The 15,453-nt window shown below is 48.8% G+C and carries 12 protein-coding genes; all 12 read right to left on the bottom strand.

Features of this window, described 5'->3' with window-relative positions; translation table 11 throughout:
• Positions 1-111: 111 nt before the first annotated feature.
• A complete protein-coding gene (locus KBS54_02630) occupies positions 112-597 on the bottom strand; it encodes a GNAT family N-acetyltransferase (protein MBQ0055026.1) in 486 nt (161 codons plus the stop codon).
• Entirely contained in the window at positions 594-1,136 is a 543-nt protein-coding gene (pyrR, locus tag KBS54_02635) for a bifunctional pyr operon transcriptional regulator/uracil phosphoribosyltransferase PyrR (protein MBQ0055027.1), read from the bottom strand. Before pyrR ends, KBS54_02630 begins: the two co-directional genes overlap by 4 nt.
• 40 nt (positions 1,137-1,176) lie before the next feature.
• Entirely contained in the window at positions 1,177-1,863 is a 687-nt protein-coding gene (locus tag KBS54_02640) for an LrgB family protein (GenBank protein MBQ0055028.1), read from the bottom strand.
• Positions 1,850-2,221, bottom strand: coding sequence for a CidA/LrgA family protein (locus KBS54_02645; protein MBQ0055029.1), 372 nt, complete (start codon positions 2,219-2,221; stop codon positions 1,850-1,852). Before KBS54_02645 ends, KBS54_02640 begins: the two co-directional genes overlap by 14 nt.
• 138 nt (positions 2,222-2,359) lie before the next feature.
• Positions 2,360-4,327, bottom strand: a complete 1,968-nt coding sequence (locus KBS54_02650; GenBank protein MBQ0055030.1) for a carboxylesterase family protein — start codon at positions 4,325-4,327, stop codon at positions 2,360-2,362.
• Between the two features lie 6 nt (positions 4,328-4,333).
• The gene (locus tag KBS54_02655) at positions 4,334-5,998 is read right to left on the bottom strand and encodes an amidohydrolase (protein MBQ0055031.1); all 1,665 of its coding nucleotides are present in this window, start codon (positions 5,996-5,998) and stop codon (positions 4,334-4,336) included.
• A 227-nt stretch (positions 5,999-6,225) separates the two neighbouring features.
• On the bottom strand, positions 6,226-7,248 hold the full coding sequence (locus KBS54_02660) for an autotransporter outer membrane beta-barrel domain-containing protein (GenBank protein ID MBQ0055032.1): 1,023 nt from the start codon (positions 7,246-7,248) through the stop codon (positions 6,226-6,228).
• Positions 7,249-7,421: 173 nt separating this feature from the next.
• Positions 7,422-9,194, bottom strand: coding sequence for an amidohydrolase family protein (locus tag KBS54_02665; protein MBQ0055033.1), 1,773 nt, complete (start codon positions 9,192-9,194; stop codon positions 7,422-7,424).
• 103 nt (positions 9,195-9,297) lie between these two features.
• Positions 9,298-10,458, bottom strand: coding sequence for a linear amide C-N hydrolase (locus KBS54_02670; protein ID MBQ0055034.1), 1,161 nt, complete (start codon positions 10,456-10,458; stop codon positions 9,298-9,300).
• 319 nt (positions 10,459-10,777) lie between these two features.
• Positions 10,778-11,941: a linear amide C-N hydrolase gene (locus KBS54_02675; protein MBQ0055035.1), complete on the bottom strand. Its 1,164-nt coding sequence runs from the start codon at positions 11,939-11,941 to the stop codon at positions 10,778-10,780.
• 117 nt (positions 11,942-12,058) lie between these two features.
• On the bottom strand, positions 12,059-13,225 hold the full coding sequence (locus KBS54_02680) for an ABC transporter substrate-binding protein (protein MBQ0055036.1): 1,167 nt from the start codon (positions 13,223-13,225) through the stop codon (positions 12,059-12,061).
• A gap of 546 nt (positions 13,226-13,771) precedes the next feature.
• Positions 13,772-15,367: an amidase gene (locus KBS54_02685; GenBank protein ID MBQ0055037.1), complete on the bottom strand. Its 1,596-nt coding sequence runs from the start codon at positions 15,365-15,367 to the stop codon at positions 13,772-13,774.
• Between the last annotated feature and the right edge of the window lie 86 nt (positions 15,368-15,453).

Consider the following 15,453-nt stretch of genomic DNA (forward strand, 5'->3'; position numbering starts at 1 on the left):
TTTCAGATATTTTCTTTCGGAACCGCACAAATTAAGCAGCGCAAAAAACAGCAGCACCGCACACACAAGAATTATGAATATTTGTTTGTTAATTTTCATAACATGACCTCTTTATTTTCCGTATTTATCAAGTTTATCCAGTTCTTTTCCGCTGAGCCGCCACGTTGTCCATTCGCTCATCGGTTTTGCGCCGTGCGCGCGGTAAAACTCTATGCCCGGGGTATTCCAGTTCAGGCAGCACCATTCAAAACGTTTGCAGCCCCGTTCTTTCGCAACTCCGGCAAGGTAACTGAAAAGCGCCTCCCCGCAGCCTTTTCCCCTGTGCTCCGGCAGAACGTACAAATCTTCGAGCCAAATGCCTGCCCTGCCCACAAAGGTTGAGAAATTCTGGAAAAATACCGCAAAGCCGACGTCTTTCCCGTCAAGCGACACAAAGAGCGCTTCCGCCTCACGGCGCTCAAAAATTGACTTACGAAGCGTTTCGGCCGTTGCCTCAACCTGATCTTCCATGTGTTCGTATTCGGCAATTTTTTTGATGAAATACAATATTTTTTCAGTTTCGCTTTCCTGCGCAAAGCGGACGTTAATTTTGCTCATAACATTTCTCCGTACAGTTCTACTTCGTTTTTATCGTCTGTCGGCGTAATGCTGACGTGCACCCGTTCCTCGTGCGAGGTCGGCACGTTTTTGCCGACGAAATCGGGGCGTATCGGCAGTTCCCTGTGTCCACGGTCAACAAGCACCGCAAGGCGTATGACTGCCGGCCGTCCGAAATCAAGCAGCGCGTCCATTGCCGCCCGCGCTGTTCTGCCCGTGTAAAGGACGTCGTCAACAAGTATAACGGTCTTTCTTTTCAGCTCGCAGGGAATACTGCTGTCAACCGTTTCAGGTTTGCTCGGCAGTTCGTTAAGGTCGTCCCTGTGGAGCGTAACGTCTATCTCGCCCACAGGCACGTCAACGTCCGTGAATTTTCTGATATTTTCGGCAAGCAGCTTCGCCAAAGGAATTCCGCGCCGTTTAATGCCCACAAGGCAGATATTCTCCGCCCCGTTCGTCTTCTCAATTATTTCATGCGCCATTCTGGCAAGCGAACGCATCATCTGCGCTTCGTCCATAAGTTTTGCTTTAAGCTCCATACCTCGCCCCGCCTTGTCGTTGCAAGTCCGCAGCAGCGGACTACATTAATTTTGCAAAAAGATTTATTGCCCCGACGGAAATTATTCCGGTCACTATCAGCGACAGACTGCTGAACGCTCCCTCGACTTCTCCCATTTCCATAGCCTTGGCAGTGCCTATGACGTGGGAAGCCGTTCCCATGGCGACACCCTTTGCAATCGGGTTGTTAATTCCGCAAAGCTTGCAGAATTCTTTGCCGAACATATTTCCTGTTATGCCCGTCACGCATATACCCGCAACCGTGAGAGGAACGCAGGCGGACAGCTGGCTGCTGACGGCTATGCCTATGGGCGTCGTGATGGACTTCGGAAGCAGGCTTACGTAATCGTAACGCCCGAGCTTGAAAAGCAGGGCAGCTGCAAAAATAAAAATCCCGTTCGCAAGCACGCCGGAAATTATTGCAGCCAGAACAGGCAGCCAATTTTTCTTCAGCAGTTCAAACTGTTCGTAAAGCGACAGGGCAAGGCAGACCGTTGCCGGCGTCAGCAGAAAAGAGATAAACGCCGTGTCTTTCGCGTATTCGGCATAATCAATTTTGAGAAAGGATATTGCTCCGATTGAAATAAAAATACCGAAAATCATCGGATTCAGCAGCGGCGATTTGAAACGGCGCTGAACGGCGCAGCCGAACAGAAACGCAAAAATCGTTACTGCCGACGAACAAAACAGCGAATTAAAGCCGCTCATTGTCTTTGCCTCCGTCTGCTTTGTCGGCAAGATACTGCGCGGTTCTGCCTGATACAAACATTACAAAGAAAGTTGAGAAAAACGCCGCCGCGAAATAAACAACCCAGTGAGGCTGCAAATCGCGCCACACCTCGATAAGCGCGACCGCCGGGGGGATAAACAGCACGGGCATAATTTCTATGAAAAATTTTGCCGTTTCCTTTATTGCAGAGACTTTGACTACTTTAAATTCAAGGCAGAGGAACAAAATTCCAACGCCGTAAATTCCCGCAGGGACAGGAAAAGGAAGTATCGCGTGCAAAATTTCCCCTGCAAAACAGACGGCAAGTATGAGAGCAAACTGTTTCAGGAACTTCATACGACAATCACCCCGCACAGATTATAACGCAAAAAGGTTACGCGCAACATTTTTTCGTACGAACTTTTGCGCAGCATTTGCAGAACAAAAACAAAACCGCACTCGGCGGTTTTGAAAACAGGTAAAAGAGCGTCTGTATCAACCGTTCAGCAGAATTTCGTCGAATTTCCGGCAGTATTCGATTATGTCCTCCGCGCCGTATTCCGCGCTGTCTTCCGTGAACTCCATAACAGCCTCTTTTTTCGCAAAGGTCTGCCACTTTATTTCGCCGACGTTTTTAACCTCGTGCTGATACAGCGACGGATTGCCTTTTTTCATAAAGTTGACGAGGCACGCCTGAAGCGTTTCTTCCAAATCGGAACGGCAGAGATAGCCGCATTTTTCTGCATATTCGCTGTTGCCCAAAAGATGGAACAGGCACGCGTAGCTGCTTGCCCCGAATTTTTCAATCGGAGAACCTGCTTTCCAGCGGAAACAGCGCGCCGCGCCCCCTGCCTTGCTCTGCAGTCTGCACGTCAGAAGCAGTCCAGCCTCGCAGCCGAAACGCGAGAAAATACACTCCAGGGCGTCTTCTTCCGCCGCACCCTGTTCAAGCTGTTCTTCATACAGTTTTTTCAGCAGTCTGCCTCTTTTAGAATCATCTTCAATCGCCGCTTTCAGATAGAAAGTAATCATTTCCGCGCTGTCTGCCTCACCCATGGAGGAAACCCACGAGCCGAATTCATTCTCAGCCATTCCGGCAAGAATATTGATATTCTTTGCAGCCCCGTCCGCAATTTCGCGGTACGGGCTGGAAGGAACAATTCCGTCGCAGACAGGCATCGTTACATCGCTGCCGAGCGCTTTCTGAGCGTCAAGAATTTGTTCCGGCGCAAGCGCAAGCAGCTGTTCCATGTTTTCGGCTCCGGCAGCTTTTGCAAATTTTAAGCAGAGTTCGTTCTGCTGTTCAGGCGTGTAAAGAGACTCGAAATTTCCTGCAAGGACAAAAATTTTGTCAAAAAGTCCTTCAGCCTGCTTTATAACGCCCAAAAGCAGTGCTGAAACGCCTCCGGCATGCTCGCCTGCTACGGTTATATTGTCAGGATCCCCGCCGAATGCCGCTATATTCTCCTTAATCCATTTCAGAGCTTCAATCTGGTCAAGCAGCCCCAGGTTTTGACTGTCGGGATATTCCTCCGCTCCGGAAATTCCCGCAAAATTTGCGAAACCAAGCAGCCCGAGCCTGTAATTTAACGACACGAATAAAACGTCCTTGTGCCTGCGGACAAAATCCCTGCCGTGATACAACGGGACAGCCGAGCTTCCGCAGGCAAAATCCCCTCCGTGAATATACACGAGCACGGGGCATTTTTTTTCAGACTTGCCTGCGGCAGTCCAGACGTTAAGCGTCAGGCAGTCCTCCGACTGCGGAAGATACCCTGCATAGTTGCGGTTGCTTTGCGGCTGAACGGCAGAAGATCCAAAATAATACGCTTCAAAAACCGCATCGGAACTTTCAAGCGGCTGAGGCGCTTTCCAGCGTTCAGCCCTTGCATACGGTATTCCGAGAAACGCGCGGACTTTCTTCCTCTCTTTTCCAACAAAAACACCCGTCCGCGTTTTGACGGCGCAGCTTTCGTCATACTCTCCTGTAATTGCGCTGTTTTCGCCGCAGGTGTCTTTAATTGACGCTATTTCATCTTCGTCAAGCGTCACACCCTCCGTACCGTCTCCGTATTCGGCACGCATTTTCTTCGTTTTGTACGTGCGGACTGCAAACGACACTGCAAGAACAATAATCGGGAAACCTACAACAAATTCCAGCATCTCTGCAAGATTATGGTAAATGCTGTATCCCCACAGCTTCATGCACAGCGCGTATGAAATAAGAAAACAAACGACAACCGCCGCAAACAGCAGTTTTTTCCTGCGCGGAACAACTTGGAAATATTTTCGTGCCACAAGCTTATCTGCCGCAACAAACAGAACATCGCCGGCAATTATTGAAACAATTCCGGAGAAAATTGTTTTGGCGCCGTACGCGTCAGGCACGCAAAAACCGACGCCGTAGCCTATGGCACTGACAAAAGCAACTATAATATCGTCAAAACTGAACAGTTTCCTCATCCTGATTTACTGCTGAGCTTTATAGACCTCTTCTCCCTCAACAAGCGTGGCGACAAGCTTGGCAGTCGGAATTTCTTCAACGTCACAGTTGACAAAATCCGTGTCATACACCGTAAAGTTTGCAATTTTGCCCGTCTCTATTGTTCCGAGCCTGTTTTCTTCATGGTTCATCCACGCAACGTTAACCGTCATCGCTTTCAGCGCTTCCATTCTGTCTATCGCCTGCTCCGCGCCGCGCTGCGATTTTGCCCCGCAGCTATTGGCTCCCAGCAGCGGCGCATAGCTGTAAGGCATCTGTCTCATATTCGCCATGTATATCTGTCCGGGCATATCAAAGCTCGGCGAAACAGGAAAATCCGTATGGAAAGCAATCGCCGCGCCATAATCCCTGAAAGCCTTTACGGGATAATCTCTTAACGCGCGTTCTTCGCCGACGTAGCCGCACTCCATATCGTAATACGGCTGAGCCTTTGCGCACCAGAGAGGGGCAACGACCGCGACGCAGTTCAAATCCGCCATACGCTTTACGTCTGCCGGACGAACCTGCTGAAGATGTGCAAGAGCGCAGCGCATGCCGAAATTCCCCGTTTCAAGCTCCGCGTTCTCTATTGCGTCGAGGGCGCAGCGCGTAGCGGCGTCGCCAACGCTGTGTATATGCGAAGTCAGTCCGTTTTCAAAACCGGCTTTGATTGTCAGCGCAAGCTTTTCCCTGTCACAGAAACGCTTTGCGCCGAAATAGCCCGGCTGGTCGGCATATTCTTCTTCAAGCCAGCCTGTATGAGCTTCAATAACACCGTCCATAAAAAGCTTCAGCGCGTTTATTTTGAAATGTTCGCCGTTGTATTTTTTCGCGCGCTCCGCAATACGCTGTACGTCTTCAACAGGAGTTTCCGTAGTTTCCATAACGCAGTGCATTCCGAAACTGCGAAGCTTGAGCTTTCCTTCCCTGTCAAGCTCCGAATAGGCGCGTATGCCGTTTTCTCCGCCGGCATCCGCATACGCCTCGCCCGCCGCCGTAACGCCGCGGCTGAAAGCATAGTCCTGCCATACAAGCAGCGCTTTTTTGTATTCCTCAACCGTGAATTTAAGCTTGCCCAAAACCAAAAGCAGCCCGTTTTCGCAGACGTAGCCCGTAGGATTGCCGTTTTCGTCAGCACGCACCAAAGCAGATCCGTATTCCTTAACAGCGTTCGCGTCGATGCCGAAATATTTCATTCCGGCACTGTTGAGCAGTCCTGAATGACAATCCGCACTGCGCATGAAAATCGGCTTGTCTGTTTTCACGGCGTCAAAAATCTCAGCAATCTTTCTCTGCGCCATCGGAGTTCCGCCTGTCTCTCCCCAGCCTGAACCGAGATATACGTTTCTGTCAGGGTTATCCGCAATGTAGCGGTTCATAATTTCAATCATGTCCTCGCAGCTTCTCGCAGCCGACAAATCGGCATTGAAACAGAACCTTTCCGCCGCGGAAATTCCGTGGCAGTGAGCTTCCATAAAGCCGGGATAAACAAAATTCTCACCGTAATCGACAATCTCCGCTCCGTCTGAAAGCTTCTCGGCGTACTCGCGCGAACCGGCGTATTTTATAATACCGTCCTCAATAATCAAAGCTTCCGCACGCGGCTTGTGTTCGTCAACCGTAATAATATTTCCGTAAATAACCTTCTTCATTCTGTTCATCCTCCATACTTAAATTTCGTGCCGCTTTATCCCTGTAAAAACTGAATTATATCCACACGCTTATTATAACATAAACGGGAGCGGCATAACCCGTCCCCGCAAAAAGCTACGCTTTATTCTCTCCGTTCTATTTCAGCTTGAAATCCCAGTATTTGCTGTAATCCTCGTGCATGGAAACGCGGAGCGTTTGCCTGCTCATGTCATACACCGAGCTGCTATTAAAATTCCCTTACAGCGGTCAGGGTTGCAGACAGGCTGTCCTGTTTTCCCGCAAAGCCCTGCAGCCCCAGATCAAATTTCCAGGGAGAACCCTGCTTTTTATACGTGATGCCGAACTCTGCCATACCGCTTCCGCCGGATATGTCAGGCGCCGTCACGTCTTCCGGATCTGCCCAAAGCGCGGAAGCAAGTGAAACGCCGGTGTTAAAGTTGAAACAGTATTCATAGGCAAGCCCGAAATAGCCGTTCAGGGCATTTTCTTTCCGCGTCTGATACCTGAAACCGGCGCGAAGCCTTGTCAAGTCCTGAGCCGCCACGTGAATGTCATAATCGTCCACGACCAGCGCGGCGCTGACACCAAGTTCGTCAAGCAACTTAAAATACGTATTCAGTTCCCCGCCTTTAACCTCGGTAATCTTTCCAAAAGCAAAGTTAAAAATTCTGTATCCGCCTTTGTTGTAGTCGTAGGCGTATCTTCCGCCCTCGGCAGTAATCATGTCGTCGCTCGCGAAATCTCCCCATGCGCGTCCGGCGGCAAAAGCCAACTGCGTGTACCAGCGTTTGGGCGAGTCGTACCGCAGAAACAGCCCTCCGCCCATATAGGCGGCATCGCCTTTGGAAACGATGTAATCGTCGGTGCTTTCATAGCGTCCTCTGCCCGCCTGGAACAGAATGCCGTACACAAATCTGTCCGAAGTCCGTTTTGAAAGACCGAATACGAAGTTGCTACTGTCCATACTCACTTCGCCCAGCGGTTTCATTTTGCTGTGCGTCCAGTTCGCGGCAAAAAACGGATTAAAATGTCCCTTTGATTCGTTTGCCGCCAGCACAGCGTTCTCCAGTCCGGCGCCGGAAAGCAGATTGTTCGCGTCTGAAATCGAATCTACCGTCGAAAATTTTGACTGAGCCAGAGCAAGCGTGTCTTTTGTAATACCCGGAATAATTTCCTCGCAGGATGCCGATGCGGCAAACAGCGCGATAAGAAAAAGCGCCGTCAAAAGCCGCACAATTTTTTTCTTCATTCTGTCGCCTCCACATAAAATTCAATCTGCCGCATACTTATTATAGCATAACGGGGACGGAATGAACCGTCCCCGCAAAACAGGTTTATCAACAAGGTTTCTGCTATTCAGCAGTTCAACGCTCTCTGCCGCGATTATTTGCGCGTTATCCGTGCAGTACGGCTTCGCGAACGTTATTTGTCTGTTTCGGACAGATCGATATGCTTGCCGGAGGAGAATACCGACAGCGGGAGTTTCGTACAGTCTAACGAAGCTACGGTGTCTTCATCCCTAAAGTCGGTGTCATAGACCACCAAGTCGGCACGCATTCCTTTCTTTATGCAGCCAAAGTTATCCTGCTCTTTCATTGTGTATGCAGGGACAACTGACAGGCACTTCAATGCTTCGGCGGGTGAGACTTTTTCGTTCTCTCCCCGCACCTGGGGATTTAACGTTTTGTCCGGGTAACTTCTCGTGACAGCGCAATAAATCATTTTCGGTACAGTACCGGCTCCGTCGGTATGGAAGCTCGCAGTTATACCCTTGTTAATGAACGATTTGATCTTGTACATCTGTTTGGCTTTGTCTTCGCCGTAAATTTTCGTTTCGTCTCCCTTTGTGTCATCTTTCCACGCAGACCACTGAGGAGCGAGAAATACCGATATTTTATTGTCTTTGAGCCGATTCATATCCTCGTTCTCAATAAATGATACATGTGCAAAACCGTTGCGGTAGTCTTCATCAGGCATACCCTTGCGCGCTTCTTCAAAGCGGTCTGTCACATAATGAACAGCTCCCTCTCCCATAGCATGCGCATGTACAAGAAGTCCGTTTTTGTTTGCTTTCCTTACTATTTCGGTAAATGTTTCTTTATTTGAGTCAGTCCACCTTTTGTAGCCGTAATAATTGTCACCCTTGCCTGCGGAAGCGGTGTAAGGCTTATTCGTCCAAGATGTGAGCGCTTCGGGGACGCCGTCAACGAAGATCTTGACCCCGGTTATTTTAAAATATTCGTCATTGCATTGTTTTGCAAGAGAAATGATACGCTCAACTTCTTTCAAAGGATCTTTAGTTGTCTCGGATATCTGACATAATGCTCTGATCTTTAATTTAAGTTTCTTTTCCTGCGCAAGCTCTTTGTAAGCGCTGACCATCGGAAGAGCCTCCGTCTCAAGGATTCCTGCCTCGCAAATGGTCGTGTAGCCGCGGGAAATATAGTCCTCCTGATTGTCAAGAATATATTGTTTCAAATCCTCTTTGCTTATGGACAAGCTCTCCACAATGTCAAAACGCGGTGTCTCAACAACGTATCCGGTAGGCTCTCCGTCAGCATCAACCTTTATACCGTCGCAGCCGTCCTTATTGTAAACCGGAATCAACTCTTTCAACTTAAAGTGTTCTATTGCCGCCTTATTGAGCAGCGCAGAATGACCGCCTCCGTCTACACATACAATCGGAACCGTAGTGGAAGCTCTGTCAAATATGCTATGGTCAAGTGAAGTCCCTTTATCTTTACCATCTGACAGATACCAGAAGCCGAAGCCTTTATAGACTTCTTTTCCCGGATTTTTTTCAATAAATTCTTTCATTTTAGCAGCATTTTCAATAAGCGGGTCTTCGGCTCGCAGCTGCAGACCATTGCATAACAACGTAGCCATAAGACCTATGTGGGAGTGTCCGTCAACGAAGCCAGGGTAAATGAAGTTATCTCCGTAATCAATGCTGCTTGTCTTTGCACTAATATATTTTTCTGCTTCATCTTTACTTCCTGCAAAGACAATCGTGCCGTTCTTCACCACTACCGCTTCACAGAGAGGATTGTCTTCGTCCATAGTAACAACGTTGCCGTAAAGAACCATGTCGTTAGCATTTTCTTTACCGCCGTCGCACCCTCCGGCGAATATCACCGCCGAAAACAGCGCGGTAAGCGCTAAAAACGCCAAAAGCCCTGTAAATTTTTTCTTCATTCTGCTGCCTCCCTATAAAATTCAATCTGTCGCATACTTATTATACCATAACGGGGACGGAATGAACCGTCCCCGCAAAAAACTTCGCTTTATTTTCTCCGTTCTATTTCAGCTTGAAATCCCAGTATTTGTCGTAATCTTCGTGCATGGAAACGCGGAGAGTCAGTTTGTCCATATCATACACAGAGCTGTGAACCGTCTCCCAGAAACCGTCCGGCTTGTCGCGCGTGCAATGCGAAAATTTTTCCGTAACCTTTTCAATAAGCGGAGCCATCTCTTCTTTCGGCGTGTTCACGGTGTAATCCTTTCCCGTTGCGCTGTCGTACTGATAGTGCTCCGAATACCAGAACGGGTTTGTGCTCTTTTTGTACGACTGCGTATAATGCACGCTCTGCAGCAGACTGCGCATTCCCTCGACTGTATTTGCCCTGTCGTAATTTTTGTTAACGATGTCCATGCGCTCAATACCGCAGGCGTGAGGCGTATAACCGTCAACCGACAGATAATAATTCGTCATTGCCTTCGGATTTTTAACAACGCGCAGTTCATTGTCAACTATTTCAACAACATAGCTCTCTTTCGTGTCGGCTATCATCCAGTGCAGACCGAGATTTTTCGGCTTCTCAACAAGGTTTCTGCCCTTCAGCAGTTCAACCGCCTCAGCCGCGCTTCCGGCATTGTCAAGAATATAACGGTTCACCATCATAAACGGCAGTTCTTCCGCCTTGGGATTTGTGCTGTCGTTCTTAACGTCGTAAGGAACGTAATTCATGTTGCACGTCACGCCTTTTTCGTTCATGCCGTCGGTGATCATAAACGGAAGCAGGCGTTTCATATCATCGGACAATTTTTCGCTCTCCATATCCTTATAATGCACGTTTGAAAGAATACCTACCGCGATACTTGCGTAACGCCCGTCTTTTCCGTCAACCCACACTATAACTTCAGGGTACTGTCCGATGTGATAGTCCAAATTGCGCCCGTAAATATTTCCGTTCACGACAGCGGTGCAGGCAAAGGCTTTCCCGTTTCCGGCATCTGCCCTTTTCTTAAAAAATCTGCTCAGCGCTTCAACGTCATTAACCGCGCTGTAGTCAGGCTCGGCATAGCGAACCCTGTAAAGATAATCCGAGACCTTCTCGAATTTCAGCGCTTCGGCGGGCTTTGCCAAATATTCTGCATTGCAGGATTTATAAAGCGAGAAACCAAAAACAGAAGCCCCTGCAAGAATTGCGATCAACAGCCATAAAAACTTTTTCTTCATATTGCCGCCTCCTTATAAAATTCAATTTTCCGCGCGCTTATTATAGCATAGCAGGGACGCAGAAAAACCTCCGTAAAATTACTCAAATCAAAGCTTCCACTGTATTAACCTGTTGCGTCCGTTCAGGACAGCAGACAACGGCTAATATAACCGCACAGTTCTCAGATACTTTCTGTACCTGCAGCATTCTCTCCCAGCCATCAAAAACGGGCAAACATCGCGACAAGAAAAAGCGCCGCCAGATTTTTTTTTGCGTTCTCCAATTTTGTTGTCCTCCGGTTCAAACGTTACAACAGGAAACAGTCTGTTCCGCCGTGCGCTATTTCAGCTTGAAATCCCAGTATTTGCTGTAATCCTCGTGCAGGGATATTCTCACAGTCTGTTTGCTCATGTCATAGACAGAGGTGTACACAGTTTCCCAAAAACCGTCGGGGTTGTCGCGCGTACAGCGCGAAAATTCCTCGGCAATTTTGTCAACGTGCGCCTGTAATTCTTCCATCGGCGTACTTATATTGTAATCTTTCCCTGCCGCTTCATCGTAAAGGTAATGCTCTGAATACCAGAAAGGCTTGGTGCTTTTTTTGTACGCCTGCGTGTAATGCACGCTCTGCATAAGCCTGCGCATATCTTCTACGGAAGCTGCTTTGTCATAGCCCTTCTTAATGATGTCCATGCGCTCAATACCGCAGGCATGCGGCGTATAACCGTCAACCGACAGATAATAATTCGTCATTGCCTTCGGATTTTTAACGACACGCAGTTCATTGTCTATAACTTCAACGACGTAAGATTCCTTCGGGTCTGCGATCATCCAGTGCAGTGTTGAAATTTTAGGCTTGTCAACAAGATTTTTGCCGCGAAGCAGCTCAACAGCCTCCGCCGCGCTTCCCGCATTGTCAAGAATATAACGAACCACAGTAAAATACGGCAGTTCCTCTGCTTTCGGATTCGTGCCCTTATCATTTTCAACGTCTCTCGGAACGTAGTTCACGTTGCACGTTACGCCTTTTTCGTTCACGCCGTCCAAAACCATAAACGGAAGCAGCTTTTTCATATCTTCAGAAAGTTCCCCGCTGTCTGCTTCCGCGAGGGTGACAGCGTACATTATTCCGGCGCCCAGACTTGCGTAACGCTTGTCATTCCCCTCAACCCACACAACATACTTGGGACTGTGACCCATGAAAAGGTCAAGATTGCGCCCGTAAAAATTCCCGTTCACAACAGCGCTGCAGGCAAAAGCTTTTCCGTTGTACGCCGCAACCAGTTTTCCGAAAAACTTTTTTATCAGGTCAATATCGGAATAGACGCTGTTATCAAGGTCGTTATAGCGGATCTTATACAGATAATCGGATACTTTTTCAATTTTCTGCGCTTCGGCAGGCTTTGCCAAATATTCTGCATTGCAGGATTTATAAAGCGAGAAACAAAAAACCGAAGCACCGACAAGAATTGCAATCAACAGCCATAAAAACTTTTTCTTCATACTTCCGCCTCCTTTAAAATTCAATCTTCCGCGCGCCTATTGTATCATAAGCAAGAGGTCTCTGCTAACTACAGGCAGTCTCCCGCTTTTGTTCAGGCGCGGTATAAACCGGTGCCTTTATTCAGGGCTGACCGTTTTATAGTAACGCCCTTTCAGGTCACTGCCGACTTTTAATATAACTGCGGGCTTGTTAATCAGGTTATGAGTCGCGGGGTCAACCGAAATTGTGCAGTGCGTCAGTTTCAGTTTTGTAGTTTCTTCAAGCGCTTTTGCGACAGCTTCCCCGTCTGTGCTGCCCGCGCGTTTAATTGCATCGACAAGCCATTTTGCGGCATCGTACGCCATCGTTATGTCCGTAAATTCTTTGCCCTCGTCATGATATACCTTTCGGTATTTCGCAAAGACAGGAGCCATTTCAGGAGCTTCCTGATAGGTGTGATTAATCCAGTAACTGCCCTTCAGCGCGTCTCCTGCTATCTCGCTCATAAACTCCGCGTAGCCGTCTCCTCCGATAAAATTCACCTTGAGCTGCAGTTCTCTTGCCTGTTTGATTATGAGCGCCATATCTTTGCCCATGCCGGGCAAAAGGAGAACGTCGGCGCCGCTGTATTTGATTTTCGTCAGCTGCGCGCGGAAGTCAACGTCAGTATCGCGGTAGCCTTCATCTGCAACGATTTTGCCACCCTTGCCGGTAAATGATTTTACAAAATATTCCCGAAAACCGTGCGCGTAATCCGAGCCAACGTTGTACAGCAGTGCCGCTTTTCGGGCTTTCAGATCGCCGTATGCGAACTCTGCCGCGATTTTACCCTGATACGGGTCCGTGAAACAGATACGGAAAGCATACGGCCGCACAGCGCCGTGTTCATGCACCGTAACGTACGGATTTGTGCCCAGTGTTGAAATATGCGGCACTTTTTCCCTGTCCGCAATCGGCGCGACGGCAAGCGAAGTCCCGCTGGTGTCTGTTCCTATAAACGCGCAAACCTTGTCCGCAAGTATCATTCTGCGAACGGCGTTCACCGCGTCTTCACATTTGGATTTCGTATCTCCAACGACAAGCACGAGCTTCTTGCCAAAAAGCCCGCCCTGCGCGTTCACTTCGTCAATAACAAGCCGAACCGCGTTCGCTTCTGTCGTGCCGTAAATCGCAAAATCACCGGTAAGCGAGCCGAGATAACCAATTTTTATTGTATCTGCCTCTTTTTCCGGCTTATTACAGAACAAAAGACAAACACAAAGCAGAACAACGCAAACTGCCGCTGCCACAATCTTTTTATTCATTCCGGCTCACCTCCTGTATTTGCGGCACATAACGGCTCTGACAGCTGTCCGTGCTTTCTTCTGAACAGCTGGCAGAACACAAGGCAATGCACAGCACGTGCGTAAATATCAAACTTGATACAACAAGATTATAACACGATAAAAACTTGAAAAAACAAAACAGCGGCGCCAAATAAAACGAGGCAGTGCGAAACCGCGCTGCCCCGCATATAAAACGCTGAAAAAGTTACTACTTCTTCTCCAGTTTTTTCACTCTTTCAAGCAATTCATTTACAAGACCTTTCAAAGCGGCATTTGCCCGAAAACTTACCGTCGCGAAACAAAAGGTCTGAGCCCCTTTGCAGACTGTTTCTGAACAACTATTATCACCCCCCCCCCTTGACATTTGTCAAGGGTTTTGGGGATTTTTTGCCGATTTTCTGATTTTCTCTCATTTTGGCCTGTTTGGGGCGATCTTTCATTGCGTATTTTGGATTTTCGCCAAAATTCCAGCCTCTGTCAAAAACGGGACGGCTTATGCCGTCCCGCGGAATACGGTAATTCTTCTTATTTTTCTTTTCTGAAATCGGGGAACAGTCCGTCCGTATAGAGCTGTCTGTTTGTTTTTGAAAGCGCTGACGCTACGCGGAATGCCGCAAGGTCGTCGTAGGTGTTGCCAACAATCTGAATACCAACTGGGACGTTTCTCGCCGACAGGCAGATTGGAACATTGACGACAGGATAGCGGCTGAGGAGATTCCACAGCGGCGTAAGGCAGATATCTATACTTTTGTGCTGTGTACCGTTAATATCCGCAAGCTTGTCAGGTGACGCTTCAAAATCCGCAGGGACTTTCGGCGTCGCAAGGCTTGGCATAACCAAAGCGATACAGCCTTTGGCAAACACTTTTTCCTGAATTTCCCCATGCATCGCGTTAAGCATGCGTCCGGCTTCAATAAGTTTTTTGGGACCAAAATCTTTCGCGCCGTTAAAGAATACGCCGCAATAGCTGCACAGCTTGTCCTCGTGTCCCTCTGCCAAGGCAAACAGCTCGTACATCTCCGTTGACATCAGACCCTGAATGTAGGTCTTTCCAAATTTTTCCGCGCTCCAGTCAAGGTCAATAACAACAACCTCCGCTCCGGCTTTTTTCAGCAGTTCCGCCGTTTTGTCCATAGCGGCGTCAATTTCTTTGTCGCAGCCTCCGGGCAGCCAGTTTTTGAAGCGGCAGAGCGCAACTTTCTGCCCCTTGATTGGCGCGTATTCCGCCGGATATTCAAGCTTCGGGCGCAGCGAGGAATGAACCTTGGGACTTGGTCCGCAGATGACGTTCTGCATTAACCGCATATCGCCGAAGGTTCTCGCAAGGGGACCAAGTGTTTCGTAGGAAATTTCCGACGTCGGCACCCTGCCAAACGGAGGTTTGAAGCCATATACGCCGCACATTGCCGCGGGTATACGTATTGAGCCTCCCATGTCAGAACCTGTCGCAAGCGTGCAGAAACCCGCGGCAAGCGCAGCGCCCGAGCCTCCTGAGGAGCCTCCTACACCGTAGTACAAATTCCACGGATTGCGCGTAACGCCGTAAAGTTTGTTCCACGTCATTGAGCTGACGTAAAATTCAGGAACGTTTGTCGAGAATACGGGGATTGCGCCCGCACCTTTCAGTTTGTCAATTATTGCGCCGTCGTCTTCGCACACGGGTGCGTCTTTCAGTATCAGCGAGCCCATGTCAACGCGCCAGCCCTTGACTTCGTTTTCGTTCTTTATGCCAACGGTAATTCCTTCAAGGGGACGCGCAGTTCCGTTTTTGTAGCGTCGTCCGGCTTCCTTTGCCGCTTTTCTCGCTTCGCCAAAACGGTCAAAGCAGATTGCGTTGACCTTGCCGTTAAAGTTCAGATAGTCCTTCAGCTCTTCGCGCGAGGTGTTGACAGGACCGTTAAACTTCTGAACCCTTGCTATCTGCGCCTCAAGCACGTCTGTCGGGGTTATCGTCCCTGCCTTAAAAAGCTTTATCTGCTCCGTTGCGGGCATGTAAGCAAGCTCAGCCTGTGTGTATTTTTTCGCCGCGCACGACGCGGGAGAAACCAAAAGCGCCGCAAGCGCAAACAACGCCAAAACAGCCGCCGGAATTTTCTTCAGCCGCAAAGATTTGTTCTTCATATCCAAGCCCTCCGTTATTTAATTAACCGTGTCCTTATTATAGCACACGGCGCTGCACGGCTTTAATCTTATGGTATAATTGACGC

Origin of the sequence: Candidatus Equadaptatus faecalis (assembly GCA_018065065.1) — a bacterium.
In the GTDB taxonomy this organism is placed as follows: Bacteria; Synergistota; Synergistia; order Synergistales; family Synergistaceae; genus Equadaptatus; species Equadaptatus faecalis.